Source organism: Pedobacter sp. JY14-1, assembly GCF_029269825.1.
Taxonomy (GTDB): domain Bacteria; phylum Bacteroidota; class Bacteroidia; order Sphingobacteriales; family Sphingobacteriaceae; genus Pedobacter.
Map to the genome: position 1 here is coordinate 293,120 of NZ_JARJHU010000003.1, position 14,217 is coordinate 307,336.

Genomic DNA, 14,217 nt, shown 5'->3' on the forward strand with positions numbered 1-14,217 from the left:
CCTTCCTAACACTCTGGAAGGCTGATCGGGATGTTGGTGGCCAGCCCTCCGTCAGAAGTCTCCTTATATTTTGAGTTCATGTCCAGAGCCGTTTCCCACATGGTATGAACTACGGCATCCAGGCTCACTTTGGCTTTGTCCGGGTTGCTCTGCAGTGCGAGCTGGCTCGCCGTGATTGCCTTGATCGCGCCCATGGTGTTCCTTTCGATGCAGGGAACTTGTACCAGGCCGCCAATCGGGTCACAGGTCAGCCCGAGATGATGCTCCATAGCAATTTCTGCAGCCATTAATACCTGTCGCTGAGAACCACCCAGGCATTCCGTCAATGCCGCTGCGGCCATCGCAGAAGACACGCCGATCTCAGCTTGGCAGCCTCCCATCGCTGCGGAAATCGTGGCGCCTTTCTTAAAAATGCTGCCCACTTCAGAGGCACATGAGATAAACTGAATAATCTTATCCTCAGTAAAGCCGTCACAAAAGGTAATAAAATACTGCAGTACAGCTGGTATTACACCGGCTGCCCCATTCGTAGGCGCAGTCACAACGCGTCCAAAGGAGGCATTCTCTTCGTTTACGGCAAGCGCGAAGCAGCTGACCCAGTCGAGGATGTAATTAAAACTGTTGCCTCCGTTTCTGATAGCCATCACCCATTCCTCATAATTGGTATAAACGGCACTGCCGATCAACCGCTTATTAAGCGAGGCTGCACGCCTGGCCACGTTCAGGCCTCCGGGCAGAAAACCCGAGGTATGGCAGCCGCGGTAAATGCAGTCCTTCATGACATGAAAATGCTGCAAAATGCCCCGCCTGGTTTCTGGTTCCGGTCTCCAGGCCAGTTCATTCTCCTGCACCACTTCCGATACCTTTAGCCCGGTAGTCAGGCACCAGTGCAACAAATCAGCTGCTTTTTCTACCGGGAAAGGCAGTTCCACCTGTTCTTTCTCATTGCCGCTTTCTCCTTCTTTCACCACAAAACCTCCCCCTATAGAGTAATAGGTCTCGCTGAATGCAGTTCCGTCTTGTAAAAAGGCCTGGAAGGTAACCGCATTGGGATGAAAGGGCAGGCTTTCCGCAAACAGAAAGAGCAGGTCCTCAATGTAATCAAAATCAATATCCCGGCCACCGCTTAATGGCAGTCTTCGGTCCCTTTTAATGATGTCCACCGTGCTGTCTATTGCATTGACATCAAAAGTTACCGGGTCCGCTCCGGTCAGCCCCAATAGTATGGCGATGTCGGTTCCATGGCCTTTGCCGGTTTTGGCCAGTGAGCCATACAGCAATATCTTGACCTGAGTTACTTTATTTAATAAGTCGAGCCTGACAAGTGATGCGGTAAATTGCTGTGCAGCCCTCCAGGGACCCAGAGTATGGGAACTTGACGGGCCTATTCCGATCTTGAAAATATCAAAAACTGAGATTTGTTCCCTTTGCATACTGCAAAGCTAAGGTATTATCAGAAATGTGACTGCGTTATCTCAGTAGAAATTATAGCATCTCAGTCCATTGAACTTGTTGTAGCCCGAACTGTTAGGGAAATATTTCTCAAAACCAATACTTGCTTCTGTGGTTCCGTTTGTATTGGTATAGTTGATCTTTGATGTCGTCGCATCATGACTCACCCCGAGGCGCAGTTTCTCGCCATTCTTGCGGTCGGTGAAAATATCAAATGCAAGGGAAAGAACGATTGCATCCGGGCTTCCCGTACCGCTTGTCCTGTACCATAGACCTGTGTTCATGCTTCTGTACTTAAATTGCACCCCGCCACTTACCGAGCTCAGGTTTGCCTGCTTATAATAGACGGCGGAGGGGATCAGGTATGCGCCATCCTCGTCGTTTTGTACATAGGCACTGTTTAGGGGGATCCTGTAACTTAAATTGCTGACCAGCCGCATGGGTAGTTTAGCCTGTGTTCCCGTAAAAGACTCATCTGGCTGGTTGAGGTGATGTACAGCAGCGCCGAACATGAATCCCCTGTAGACCAGGTTTAACCCTCCCGCAGCATCGAAATAAAACTTTTTATTGGCATCAGGAAATTGTGCGGAAGATGTACTGCCGGGCATGTAACCCAGGCGCATGTCCAGCTGGTCTGAAAAAACCAGCCTGCTCCAGTCTATCCTCCTGTTGGTGAAGCCGGCCTGTACGCCAAATGACAGTACAAATTCATCATTGCCGACACTATAGGAATACGTTGCCGCAATGTTATTTTTATTAAGATAGGCCAGGCCTTCGCTGCTGCGGGTAAACAGTAAGCCCACGCCTCCGCCAAACTTCGGGATGTTCAGGTCGGCAGAGGCGCTGATGTAAGAAAGGTCGCCTGTTAGCCCCGACCACTGGTTCCTGTATATCAGGTTCATCCGGATGTCACCCTCAAACTGCCCCGTTAACGCAGGGTTCAGATAGATAGGTGCGTTAAAAAACTGCGAGTAAATGTGGTCTTGTCCGTAAATACGCCCGGAAAGGACCATCACCAGTACAATCAGTAAGTATTTTTTCCCCCTTCTTCCCATATGTTATCTGATTAAGTTAATGATACCCGTTCGTTTCGGAGGCGTGTGCCCGTAAGACATGCCCTTCCAGGCGGATCCATTGAGAAATTGTACGTCGGCTTTCCAGAAATAGACCCCCTGCGGCATTTGCCTTCCTCCAAAAGTACCGTCCCAGCCTTTTACCGGTTTGCCATCACTGAGCTCACTGGTTTCCCACATCAGCTGGCCCCATTTGTCGAACACGCTGAGCTTCCATGACTGTATGCCCGAGCCCTTGGCGCTGAATGACCTGAGTTCAGGGTTCGGGTCCGTAGGCATAAAGGCATTCGGTATAAAAAGGTTTCCCGGGATTCCGGTTACTTCAATGTCGTTTGCGGCGGTGGAGACACATCCGTTTTGATTTGCAGCAGTTAAGCGAACGGTATATTTCCCCACAGCAGCATAAATATGGGTCGGGTTTGTCTCAGAAGATGAGCCGCCGTCGCCAAAATCCCAGGTATAGGCGACACCATCAGTACTGGTATTGGTAAAGTTGACCTCCAGGCAATTGCAGTCCTCATTCCTGAGGGCCGTAAAACTTACCGAAGGTTGTGGCAGTACCGTAATTACTTCACTGGTGCTCGAAACGGAACAACCGTTGGTAGCCTTCAGTACTACGGTGTAGGTTCCGGGCTGAGTGAATGTATGTTCCAGGCGTTCAGGCGACCGGATTGTTTGTGCCGTGCTGCCATCTCCGAAGTCGTATTCGAAAGCATCTGCACCAGTGCTATTGTTAAAGAAGGGTACGGTAAAAGGTGCGCAACCACGTTTGTCGGGACCATTGACTACCAGTTCCGCAACGACTGTATTCGGTGCCACATTTATTTTATGTTCGCTGGTATGCGCTCCGCATGGCCCTTTTGTAGTCATCTTCACGGTATAGGTCCTGATCTGTGTCAGTGCAGTATAGGTATGATTTACCGTTTGCCGGTCATTGACCGTAAGTAGCGGAGAGCCATCGCCGAAATCGAAGGTATAAGTAGTATTGCTGGCTGCCGGGGAAGTGTTGCTGAAACTGACCGCCATAGGCGAGCAACCTGCGGTCCTGTCCGGTGAAAATACAGACAAGGCTGCTCCCCTTACCAGTACCGTTGATTCAAATGGTGCAGATGTCCCGCAGACACTGGTAGCCGTAAGTTTCACTGTATACGTTTTATCTTTTCCGGTAGGATCCGGTAAAAAGGTTATTGCTCCTGGTGTTGCTTTATCGGAAGTCTGGCCATTGCCAAAATCCCATTCAAATGTTGTATTGGCAAGCGAAGTAGACTTATTGGTAAACACGACGCTCAGCGGCCCGCAGCCTTCTGTTTTATCCTGAACGAATGCAGCAGCTATGGACTGGCGGCTGCCGAACTCATGGCTCATTTCAGCGGGTGCGCAGCCCTGGCTGCTTGTGACCACCAGTTTGATGGTCACTGTCCGGTTATCCTCATTAATGGTATAGCCCGGAAAGTTAATGCCGTTGCCGATCAGGACATTGTCTACATACCAGGAGTAAGTTCCGTTCCGGTCTGCATAAGCTGTTGCGGTAATATTTGAACCATCAATGCTGAAAGGGACACAACCCAGATCCGATATGTAGGTAAACTCAGCCTTAGCATTCAGGTTTACCAATACTTTGATGACGTTGCTGTAAAATGAAAGGGAACCAGAGCAGTTCGGAACGATGACGGCTCTGCGGTACCATGTAGTGGTTGTTAAGGTACCCGGGTTGAAATCTTTGCCGGTTGCAGACGGAATGTCTGTCCATGTATTCCCGTCAGTAGCCGATTGCCACTGGTAATTGTAAACACCGCCTCCACCCGAGGGTAAGGTACCCGTAAGTCCGGTAACGGTGGTACCTTCACAGACAGACTGGTCTCCGCTGATGGTATTATTGGAAATAACCGGTGGGGATTTTATCGTCACAACGATTTGCGTCTCTGGTCCGGTACAGCCTGTATCGTTAACGGGGACAATTTTATAGGTGACAGTTTCGCCGCCAGATCCGTTATTCGTCAGGATATCGTCGATCCTGTCAATGGCTGCAGGTGCAGATGTATTTTGTGTATTACCCGTAATGCTTGTCGCCGATGTGCTGCTGGTCCATAAATACCTGAGTCCCGTCTGGTTTCCGCTGATACTGATCCCCGCAGGCGATCCGCTGCAGATCTCCGCATCCTTAACAGCCGCTGTAGCCCGGGGCTGTGGTACAACCGTTATCTTAAGGTCAAAGGGGCGGCCGTCGCAACCATCGAGTACCGGTGTGATCCGGTAGGTGATCTCACCGGCCAGGTCTGGATTGGAGGTTCCCAGTACATCGCTGATCGTCGTTCCTGAGCCTGTCTGGATATATCCTGTTACGTTTGTGGCGTTAGTTACTTCCCATTTGAATGTACTTCCCGGGAGGGCTGTGGGCGTATAATCAACAGCGCTGGATATACAAATCGATTTAGCATCAGGGCCGGAAATGATGTTTTCAGGTTTAAGGGCAATTGTGGCAAAGCTCTCGATCACATTGCAAGGTGGGGCAAGGTTGGTCTCCGCCCTCAATATCAGTTCCACCTTTCCCGCAGCCCGCTCACTTGCAGAGGGTGTATAGGTTGCGTCCAGTGCGGATCTCCCGGGGGTAAAGACGCCGGTTCCTCCTACCCATCCCGCGGTGCTGACATTACCGGTAATCTTGCCTTTAAGCTGTACGACGTCGTTAAAGCAAATTGAATTGTATGACCCTGCATCTACAGTGGGAGAGGGCCTGAATGTGATTTGCTGGGAACCGCTTACTGTGCCGCAGTTATTTTTATGTATAACCGTTACCGTGTAGGTCTGATACTCCCTGAATTCGATTTTTGGAAATTGGGAATGCAGATCGCTCCCCTGCGCAAAGGCAAAATCGCCGCCCGTCACTGTCCAGGTATACGTATCTGGTAATGCTTCCTGCGTACCTGAAAACGCAGTCTTTGTAGGGCCGTTTGTCAGGTCGCTGAAATCATAAGTGCCAAGGTTGCATATGGTAATATCCGGTGAAAGCTGTATCGAAGGGGGCCCGTTGATGACAATGGTCTGTTCAGGTGTCGTTACTTCGCCGCATGAGGCTGTTCTAACAGAGAGCGAGATTTTATAGACACCCGGACTCGTAAAACCGAATTCAGGCTCTTTACTGGTTTCACTGGTGTTATTCAGGTAACTGACCGGCCCGCCTGTTACCGTCCACAGATAGCTGTTTTGAGCATTGCAGTTGGCATCAATTACAGAGGTATTCGTCGGTTTGAGTGTGAATGGCGCACAAACAGGAGAATTACTGTTTAGGGTAAATGCCGGTTCTGGCGGATTTTGCACGCAGATTGTCCTGATGTCCTCACTTGGCCTGCAGATCCCTACGTCGTTACTGGCGACCAACTTTACCACATGTATGCCAGGAGTTTTAAAGCCCTCATAAACGAATACCTCCTCATCACTCATCAATACGTCGTCCACATACCATTTCCATTGCATGCCCAGCGAGCAGTCCGCGTTATTGCCCCTGGTAGAAGTATTGCTGAAGACAATTTGTTTGTTGATACAGGCTGCTGTTGCAGTCGCAGGATCAATATGCGCCACAGGTTTGGAAAAAATCTTGGGATAAGTTGTGGCCGATACCGGGTCTTGCTGGCAAAAGGGGTTTATCGTCGAAACCGAAACACGGAACGCATTTTCAATAACGGTGCCGTTGCCCAGGCTGATCGGCGGCTCCCCGCACGACGTCTTCTTATAATTGTGGGTGATCAGCCCATTCTTTGCCAGAAGTTCGCAATGCGTATAACGGTCCTCTTTACCATCACCCCAGGTGATTAGATAAGTAGAACCTGGATAATTGTTCTGTATGCCGGTTTCACCCGAAATATTTACCGAATAGGATATATCGGCCCCGGCTCCTGTTTCCGGGTCTATACATCCGAAGTCTGTACCTCCGGACTGGATGTTTACTTTTGAGGGCACATTGAGCAGCAGATAGGTCCGGCTTGAATTTATCGTTTGTCCTCCTGAAGTTCGGGTCCCGCTTACCGTAACGGTGTAATAGCCCAGAGCCAGGTTGTCTATACTAAAGCCCGCAGGTGTCAGGGTATAAGTTTGGATTACACCCGTAGCTACATTTCTAAGTGCAAGTAACTGTGCCTCCGAGCCGTTGTCTGGTTTTAATATTATGGCTTTGCCTGCACCGACAGCGCTGCCACACCAGCCAAATACACCCGGCGAAAGTACATTTGAAGGAGACGAGGGCGCAACGGTGGTTGTCGGTCCGGATTCAGCAACGACACTTATGATACCATTTGATTCTGTGGTACTTACGGGATTAGTTGTTTTCACGCGGATGCGGTAATTATTCCCCGGTGTTGTATTTGCCGGAATTGTTCCGTTGATATGTGTGGTGTAAAATCCGCTATTTTCCCCGATTTTGACTTCATTTGCAAAACTTCCGTTTTCATCAGACAAATAAAGTTCGAAAATATTTAATCTATCTATACAGGCAGTTGCAGGTCCAATGGATATAGGTACAGAAAAGGTGCTTCCCCGACCATAGGGGCCGCTATTTACTATTCCAATACCAACCTGGGCCTTGATAAAAAATGGAAATAGTAAAATTGAAAAAAGTAGAAATTTGGGTAATAGTTTCCTCATTTTTGATGATCAATTAAATGTAGAAAACTAATTCAGTATTTGCAAGCATAAAAAAAGCCCGCTGTACACAGCGGGCTTTTCTACGTTTTGAGGAAATGATTACATCATTCCGCCCATGCCGCCGCCGCCCATTGGTGGCATTCCGGCACCGGCTGCAGGTGCATCCTCAGGATCGTCAGCCAGTACGCATTCTGTTGTCAACAACATAGCTGCAATAGAAGCTGCATTTTCAAGTGCAACACGGCTCACCTTAGTAGGGTCGATTACACCAGCGGCAATTAAATTCTCGTAAATATCTGTACGTGCGTTGTAGCCAAAGTCAGCTTTGCCTTCCTTAACTTTCTGCACGACGATAGAGCCTTCAATACCAGCATTCTGGCAGATCTGACGCAACGGCTCCTCAACCGCACGCTTAACAATTGCGATACCGGTGGTCTCATCTTCGTTGTCGCCTTTCAGGCCTTCCAGAGCCTCGATAGCACGGATGAATGCCACACCGCCACCGGCAACGATACCTTCTTCAACAGCGGCACGCGTCGCATGCAGCGCATCATCCACACGGTCTTTTTTCTCTTTCATCTCTACTTCCGAAGCAGCACCAACATAAAGAACAGCAACACCGCCGGCCAGCTTAGCCAGACGCTCCTGTAATTTTTCCTTGTCGTAATCAGAAGTAGTGGTTTCGATCTGCGCCTTGATCTGGTTAACGCGGGCCTTGATATCTTCAGTTTCACCGGAACCGTTAATGATGGTCGTATTGTCTTTGTCTACAACAACCTTCTCTGCAGTACCCAGGTAAGTCAAATCCGCATTTTCCAATTTATAACCTCTTTCCTCAGAGATCACAGTTCCGCCGGTCAGGATAGCAATATCCTCCAGCATGGCCTTTCTGCGGTCACCGAAACCAGGAGCCTTAACCGCTGCAACTTTCAGGGAGCCGCGGATCTTGTTCACTACCAGTGTAGCCAGCGCCTCGCCGTCCAGGTCTTCTGCGATGATCAGCAAAGGCTTGCCGGTTTGTACCTGTTTTTCAAGTACAGGAAGCAATTCCTTCATATTGCTGATCTTCTTGTCATAGATCAGGATATAAGGATTGTCAAGTTCCGCTTCCATTTTGTCTGCGTTAGTAACAAAATATGGGGAAAGGTAACCGCGGTCAAACTGCATACCTTCTACAGTTTTTACCTCAGTTTCAGTGCCTTTCGCTTCTTCGACAGTGATTACGCCATCTTTTCCTACCTTACCCATAGCCTCAGCGATCAGCGCACCGATCACCTCGTCATTGTTTGCAGAGATGGAAGCCACCTGCTTGATCTTGTTGTTGTCTTCGCCTACAGTCTGAGATTGCGACCTGAGGTTTTCAACGATTGCAGCAACTGCTTTATCGATGCCACGTTTCAGGTCCATCGGGTTCGCACCGGCCGCAACGTTCTTAATGCCTGCAGTAACGATTGCCTGGGCAAGTACAGTAGCAGTAGTTGTTCCGTCACCTGCAATATCGGCAGTCTTGGAAGCAACCTCTTTCACCATCTGGGCACCCATATTTTCAATCGGATCTTTCAGCTCAATTTCTTTAGCCACAGTTACACCGTCCTTGGTGATTGCAGGTGAACCGAATTTTTTGTCAATGATGACGTTACGTCCCTTAGGACCCAGAGTAACTTTTACTGCGTTAGCCAGGATGTCAACACCTTTTTTCAGGGCATCACGGGCTTCTACATTATATCTAACTTGTTTTGCCATTTTGTATATAAACTTTTTTACAGTACTTAATTAATGAATCAGTTTAGGCGATTACTGCGTAAATGTCCGTTTCACGCATAATGAGGTAATCCTTGCCTTCATAAGGGAACTCAGTGCCGCCGTATTTGCCATAGATCACTACGTCGCCTACCTTTACAGTTGGTTTCTTACCTTCTGAATCTTCCTCGGAAACCGACACAACAGTTCCTTTAGATGGTTTTTCTTTTGCCGTATCGGGAATATAGATACCCGATGCCGTTTTTTCTTCTGCCGCAGCAGGCTCAACAATAACTCTGTTTGCTGTTCCTGAAATGGGTTTAAGGTTTAAAGCCATAACTTGATATTAATTTATTTTTTATAAGGTTTATATTAAAATATGCAGCAACCGCTGCGTCATGTCAGCATCAGTTATTATGCCAAGCCGCCGTAGTTGACAAAATTGCACTGCATTGTCAGCCGTCAGGTACGAAGTTGCTTTTTTTGTGTCAGACTGGCAGCGTCAAAATGAAAAAGCCCGGTAAGGCATCAGCGCTTACCGGGCTTTTCATATATTCTCAGATCAATATTATTTTTTTGCAGAATCCGCAGGTGCAGCATTTGCCGGTGCTGCATTTGAAGGCGCCTGCATTGCACCGCCTATCGGAGAAGGCGTAGGCGTTTTGTCCAGCTGCTCCTGAAGTTTAGAGCCAGAACCGCTGGAAGCAGAAGAACCACCGGACTTAGCTATTGTGGTGATCGACAAGGTCAATACCACGATCAGGGTCAGTAATATCCAGGTACCTTTTTCAAGGACATCGCCCGTACGCTGAACACCGAACATATTACTTCCCGCACCGCCGGTAGCGAGACCACCGCCTTTAGGGTTCTGAATCAGTACAAAAAGGCCAAGGGCAATACAGATAATGATCAGGACAATAATTAAAAAGTACATAAACTTTATATTTTTTAGATTTTCTTTTCTATAGATTGGATAAGGTCGGCAAAGTAACGTCTTTTTTCCGGAAACATCAAACTTAATTTTTCATAAGTCTCTATGGCCTTGTCATAAAGCATCTGCTCAATGTAAATGCCGGCAAGCGTTTCCGAAACCAGGCTGCTGTGGTCTTCAGCACTTTTCCTGGCTTTATTTTCATTGTTGATCTGCTCGGGTCTGGGTGTACTGATCTGTGGTTCGTTCTTAAGGAAATTCTCAATGATCTCATCTTCCTTCGAATTTCTTTTTGGCAATTCCTCATCAGCTTGCGGAACCTCTTCTGCAAAAGGAGACTGTACGTGAAAGATATGCTCAACATATTGCTGCTGGAGTTCCGAACGGGACGCCGGAGGTATACTGCCCGCAGGCTTGGTTTGCTTAGGTACGGCGTAAGGCTGGAAAATCTGTTCGTGTTCTTTTCTTGTACGGGCAAGCCACCACAGGAAAGTATAAGGTAGCTTGTCGTCATCATATTTACTGACGATCTGCTCCCTTTCCGCGTGCTCATCATATTCTTCTACATGAGGAAACACAGATGTGGATACTGTCTCCCCGGCTGCCCGCTGTTCATTTTGTATAAATACTCTTTCATCAGCGGGACCCCCTTCAACAGCTTTCCCCTCAAAAGCAAAAAAATCAGCGGACACCATTTCAGGAAGGTAATCCCTGGCATCTATCTCGCCGATTTCCTCATAGGTCTCCTGTTCATCTGTTACCCGTAAGGCTGTTTCCTCTGGAACCTCATCAATTACGGCCTCATCAATCGTATCGGGCTGATTTTCCAGCTCAGAAGAGCGTACCACAGAAAACCGGGCTATCGTTACTAATTCTTCCGGCTGATGCAAGGCGCGGTGCAGCAGAACGCCTCCGTTGTAAAGTGCTGCGGTTGCCTTTATTCTGTTTTCATATGGCTCGGCAATTGATTGCAGCAGGTACAATGGCCGGAAATAGGGCCACTTTGCTGCATAATCTTTCAGCAGCCCGGCATCGTCCATGCCAATCCGTCCCGGGTCGCTGACCAGTCCGGCAAAATGCGCTAAATTATTTGGTTCCTGCTCCACCATGCTAAGTTAGTAAAATCCTGTTAGCCTACCATTGCGCGAATGCCGCGTTGAAAATATCTTCCGTCAGCTGTGCAGTCACTTCTTTGATCAGTGCTGTTTCCTGAGCCTGCGGGCTTCCCGACGGCCGGTAGTCCCTATACCTGTCAAAGCTCTTCTCGAAACTCTGTTTCGGATCCAGGTTGTTTACATATTTTACGGATACGGTGATCGTCAGCCTGTTCGCTCCTGCCAGCGGCTGGTTGGAATTTGCACCGGACCGGTTATCCTGAAGTGCCACCGGATTAATGCTGTAACCCGTAATATTTCCCGAAAACACGGCGTCTGCGTCGTTTGGAGTTATGCTCAGGGAGGTCTGGTTGCGTATCCTGGTTTTCAGTTCTTCCGTAAACTGGGAACTTAGCGAAGCCACAACCAGTGGTGCATTGTTCTCGAAAACCGCTACATTCACCGTTTTCATCCCCGGTGGTATAGATGCTCCGCTTAAGCTAATTTTGCAGGCCCCCAAAAGCATGATGCCCGCAAACGCAACAACACATATAAATCCCTTCATCATAAATTAAGTTCTTTGATTTTCCTGTATAACGTCCGTTCAGAGATACCTAGTTCCTGGGCAGCAAACTTTCTTTTACCCTTATGTTTTTTCAATGCCTTTCTGATCAGGTCAGACTCCTTTTCGACCAAAGACAACGATTCTTCTACTTCTTCAGCTTCATGTGCATAGTTATAGTCAACCGGCACATTCTGGGCAGGCTTCTTAATGGTTAAGGCAGGCTCCAGTGTAACCGGCTGGTCGAGTTCCTGGTAGAGCTGATTGATGTACTGCGGATTGTCATGGATTACATGGGCGGCATTACCTCCGCTCTGGATGATCTCTGCCACCAGTTTTTTCAGCTCCATCATGTCCTTTTTCATGTCAAACAGTACCTTATACAGAATATCCCTTTCTGTAAAGTCTTCCTTGCTGCTGTTGCCGACTGGTACCGGTAGATTGCTGCCATTTTCATTCGGAATGTAGTTCAACAGGGCTGCTGCGTCCACATTACGGTTTTTTTCCAGGACACAGATCTGTTCCGCGATGTTCTTCAGCTGCCTCACATTGCCCGGCCAGCTATAGTTCGTCAGTACCTGTACCGCATCCGGTTCCAGCTGTATGCCCGGACTACGGTATTTATCGCTGAAATCCGCAGTAAATTTCCGGAACAACAGATAGATATCTTCCTTGCGCTCATTCAGCGCAGGGATGCGTAAGGGTACCGTATTCAACCGGTAGTACAGATCTTCCCTGAACTTTCCCGATTTTACCCGGTCATATACGTCCACATTCGTGGCGGCAATAATTCTCACGTCCGTTTTCTGTACCTTAGACGATCCCACACGTAAATATTCACCCGTTTCCAGTACCCGGAGCAGGCGGGCCTGCGTGCCCAAAGGCAGCTCTGCTACCTCATCCAGGAAGATCGTGCCGCCATTGGCAACCTCAAAATACCCCTTCCTCGCTTCATGTGCCCCGGTAAATGAGCCTTTTTCGTGTCCGAAAAGCTCCGAGTCAATGGTACCCTCAGGAATCGCCCCGCAGTTCACTGCAATAAAGGTTCCGTGCTTACGTGCGCTCATCTGGTGGATGATATGGGAAAATACTTCTTTTCCGCTGCCGCTTTCCCCGGTGATCAGTACAGACATATCCGTGGGTGCAACCTGTCTTGCTATATCTATGGCCCGGTTCAGCAGCGGAGAACCCCCGATGATCCCGAAGCGATTTTTAATGTCTTGAATGTCCATCGTTGAACTTAAAGCAATTTATGGATTAATGATTCACTATAGTACCGAGCAGCGTAGCGGAAGTACACTTGTCTACATACACGTCAACATACTGTCCGGCCTTTACGTCTGCTGTTTTCGGGAATACGACCATCGCGTTCTGGTCATTCCTGCCGCAATAGTCCAGGTCAGATTTCTTTGAAACCCCTTCGACCAGCACTTTAACTGTTTTGCCGACAAACTGCTGCAGCCGGTAATGCGAACCCTGCTGCTGTTTGGCCAGGATCTCGGAAAGCCTCCGTTTCTTCACTTCCTCCGGAATATCATCTTCCAGTTTGCGGGCAGCCAGCGTACCCGGCCTTTCAGAATAACAGAACATGAAGCCATAGTCATACTTCACATAATCCATCATGCTCAGTGTATCCTGATGTTCCTCTTCCGTTTCTGTACAGAAACCGGCGATGATGTCCGTAGAGATCGCACAATCCGGTATGATCCTGCGGATCGCATCTACCCGCTCCATATACCACTCCCGTGTATACGTTCTGTTCATCAGCTCCAGTATCCGCGTATTGCCAGACTGCACCGGCAGGTGAATATAATTGCAGATGTTATCGTACTTCGCGATGGTATATAATACTTCGTCGGTAATGTCCTTGGGATGAGAAGTTGAAAAACGGATCCGCAGTTCAGGACTGATCAGTGCCACCCTTTCCAGCAGGCCGGCAAAATTCACTGCGATTTCTTCCTCGCCGTCCATTCCCCGCCATTTATAGGAGTCTACGTTCTGGCCCAGCAGCGTTACCTCCTTATAGCCCCTGTTAAATAAATCCTGAGCCTCGGCAACGATGGAAAAGGGGTCCCGGCTCCTTTCCCTGCCCCTTGTGAAGGGAACGACACAGAAGGAACACATATTGTCACATCCCCGCATGATCGAAATGAAAGCGGTAATACCGTTGCCATTCAGCCTTACCGGGCTGATGTCGGCATAAGTCTCCTCACGCGAAAGCAATACGTTGATCGCCTTTTGCCCGCTTTCCACCTCGCCCAGTAATTGTGGCAATTCCCGGTAGGCATCCGGCCCTACCACTACGTCCACCAGTTTTTCTTCATCCAGGAATTTAGACTTCAGTCGCTCTGCCATGCAGCCCAGCACCCCTACGATCAGGTTCGGGTTACGCCGCTTTACCGCACCAAACTGCGAAAGGCGGTTCCTTACCCGTTGTTCCGCATTCTCCCGGATCGAACAGGTATTGATAAAGACCACATCAGCTTCACTGTAATCGCCGGTAGTCTCAAATCCCTTGTCAGAAAGTATAGAGGCAACGATCTCGCTATCTGCAAAATTCATCTGGCAGCCATAGCTTTCGATATACAGTTTTTTTCCGTTAGCAGCTTTTGGGGCATCAACAATCAATGCTTCTCCCTGCCTTGTCTCGTCATGTGTTTTGTCTCCTGGCTGTAGATCGATCATAATTCAAATAAATATATCGGATGGCAAAAATAACAAAATTTA

Annotated in this window: 10 protein-coding genes; all 10 read right to left on the minus strand. The window is 48.6% G+C overall.

The window, feature by feature from the left end; translation table 11 throughout:
- Positions 1-5: 5 nt before the first annotated feature.
- The gene (locus P2W84_RS07350; RefSeq protein ID WP_276089474.1) at positions 6-1,433 is read right to left on the minus strand and encodes an L-serine ammonia-lyase; all 1,428 of its coding nucleotides are present in this window, start codon (positions 1,431-1,433) and stop codon (positions 6-8) included.
- Between the two features lie 42 nt (positions 1,434-1,475).
- Entirely contained in the window at positions 1,476-2,507 is a 1,032-nt protein-coding gene (locus P2W84_RS07355; RefSeq protein WP_276089475.1) for a PorP/SprF family type IX secretion system membrane protein, read from the minus strand.
- 3 nt (positions 2,508-2,510) lie between these two features.
- Positions 2,511-6,977, minus strand: coding sequence for a PKD domain-containing protein (locus P2W84_RS07360; protein WP_276089476.1), 4,467 nt, complete (start codon positions 6,975-6,977; stop codon positions 2,511-2,513).
- Between the two features lie 285 nt (positions 6,978-7,262).
- Positions 7,263-8,906 carry a chaperonin GroEL gene (groL, locus tag P2W84_RS07365; protein WP_276089477.1) on the minus strand — a complete coding sequence of 548 codons (1,644 nt, stop codon included), beginning with the start codon at positions 8,904-8,906 and terminating at the stop codon, positions 7,263-7,265.
- Positions 8,907-8,949: 43 nt separating this feature from the next.
- Positions 8,950-9,240, minus strand: a complete 291-nt coding sequence (locus P2W84_RS07370; RefSeq protein WP_276089478.1) for a co-chaperone GroES — start codon at positions 9,238-9,240, stop codon at positions 8,950-8,952.
- 231 nt (positions 9,241-9,471) lie between these two features.
- Positions 9,472-9,837: a preprotein translocase subunit SecG gene (secG, locus tag P2W84_RS07375; RefSeq protein ID WP_276089479.1), complete on the minus strand. Its 366-nt coding sequence runs from the start codon at positions 9,835-9,837 to the stop codon at positions 9,472-9,474.
- Positions 9,838-9,851: 14 nt separating this feature from the next.
- Positions 9,852-10,943, minus strand: a complete 1,092-nt coding sequence (locus P2W84_RS07380) for a hypothetical protein (RefSeq protein ID WP_276089480.1) — start codon at positions 10,941-10,943, stop codon at positions 9,852-9,854.
- Between the two features lie 25 nt (positions 10,944-10,968).
- On the minus strand, positions 10,969-11,400 hold the full coding sequence (locus P2W84_RS07385; RefSeq protein ID WP_276089481.1) for an LptE family protein: 432 nt from the start codon (positions 11,398-11,400) through the stop codon (positions 10,969-10,971).
- A gap of 92 nt (positions 11,401-11,492) precedes the next feature.
- Positions 11,493-12,722: a sigma-54 dependent transcriptional regulator gene (locus tag P2W84_RS07390; protein ID WP_276089482.1), complete on the minus strand. Its 1,230-nt coding sequence runs from the start codon at positions 12,720-12,722 to the stop codon at positions 11,493-11,495.
- A gap of 25 nt (positions 12,723-12,747) precedes the next feature.
- Positions 12,748-14,175, minus strand: coding sequence for a tRNA (N6-isopentenyl adenosine(37)-C2)-methylthiotransferase MiaB (miaB, locus tag P2W84_RS07395; RefSeq protein ID WP_276089483.1), 1,428 nt, complete (start codon positions 14,173-14,175; stop codon positions 12,748-12,750).
- Positions 14,176-14,217 lie beyond the last annotated feature (42 nt).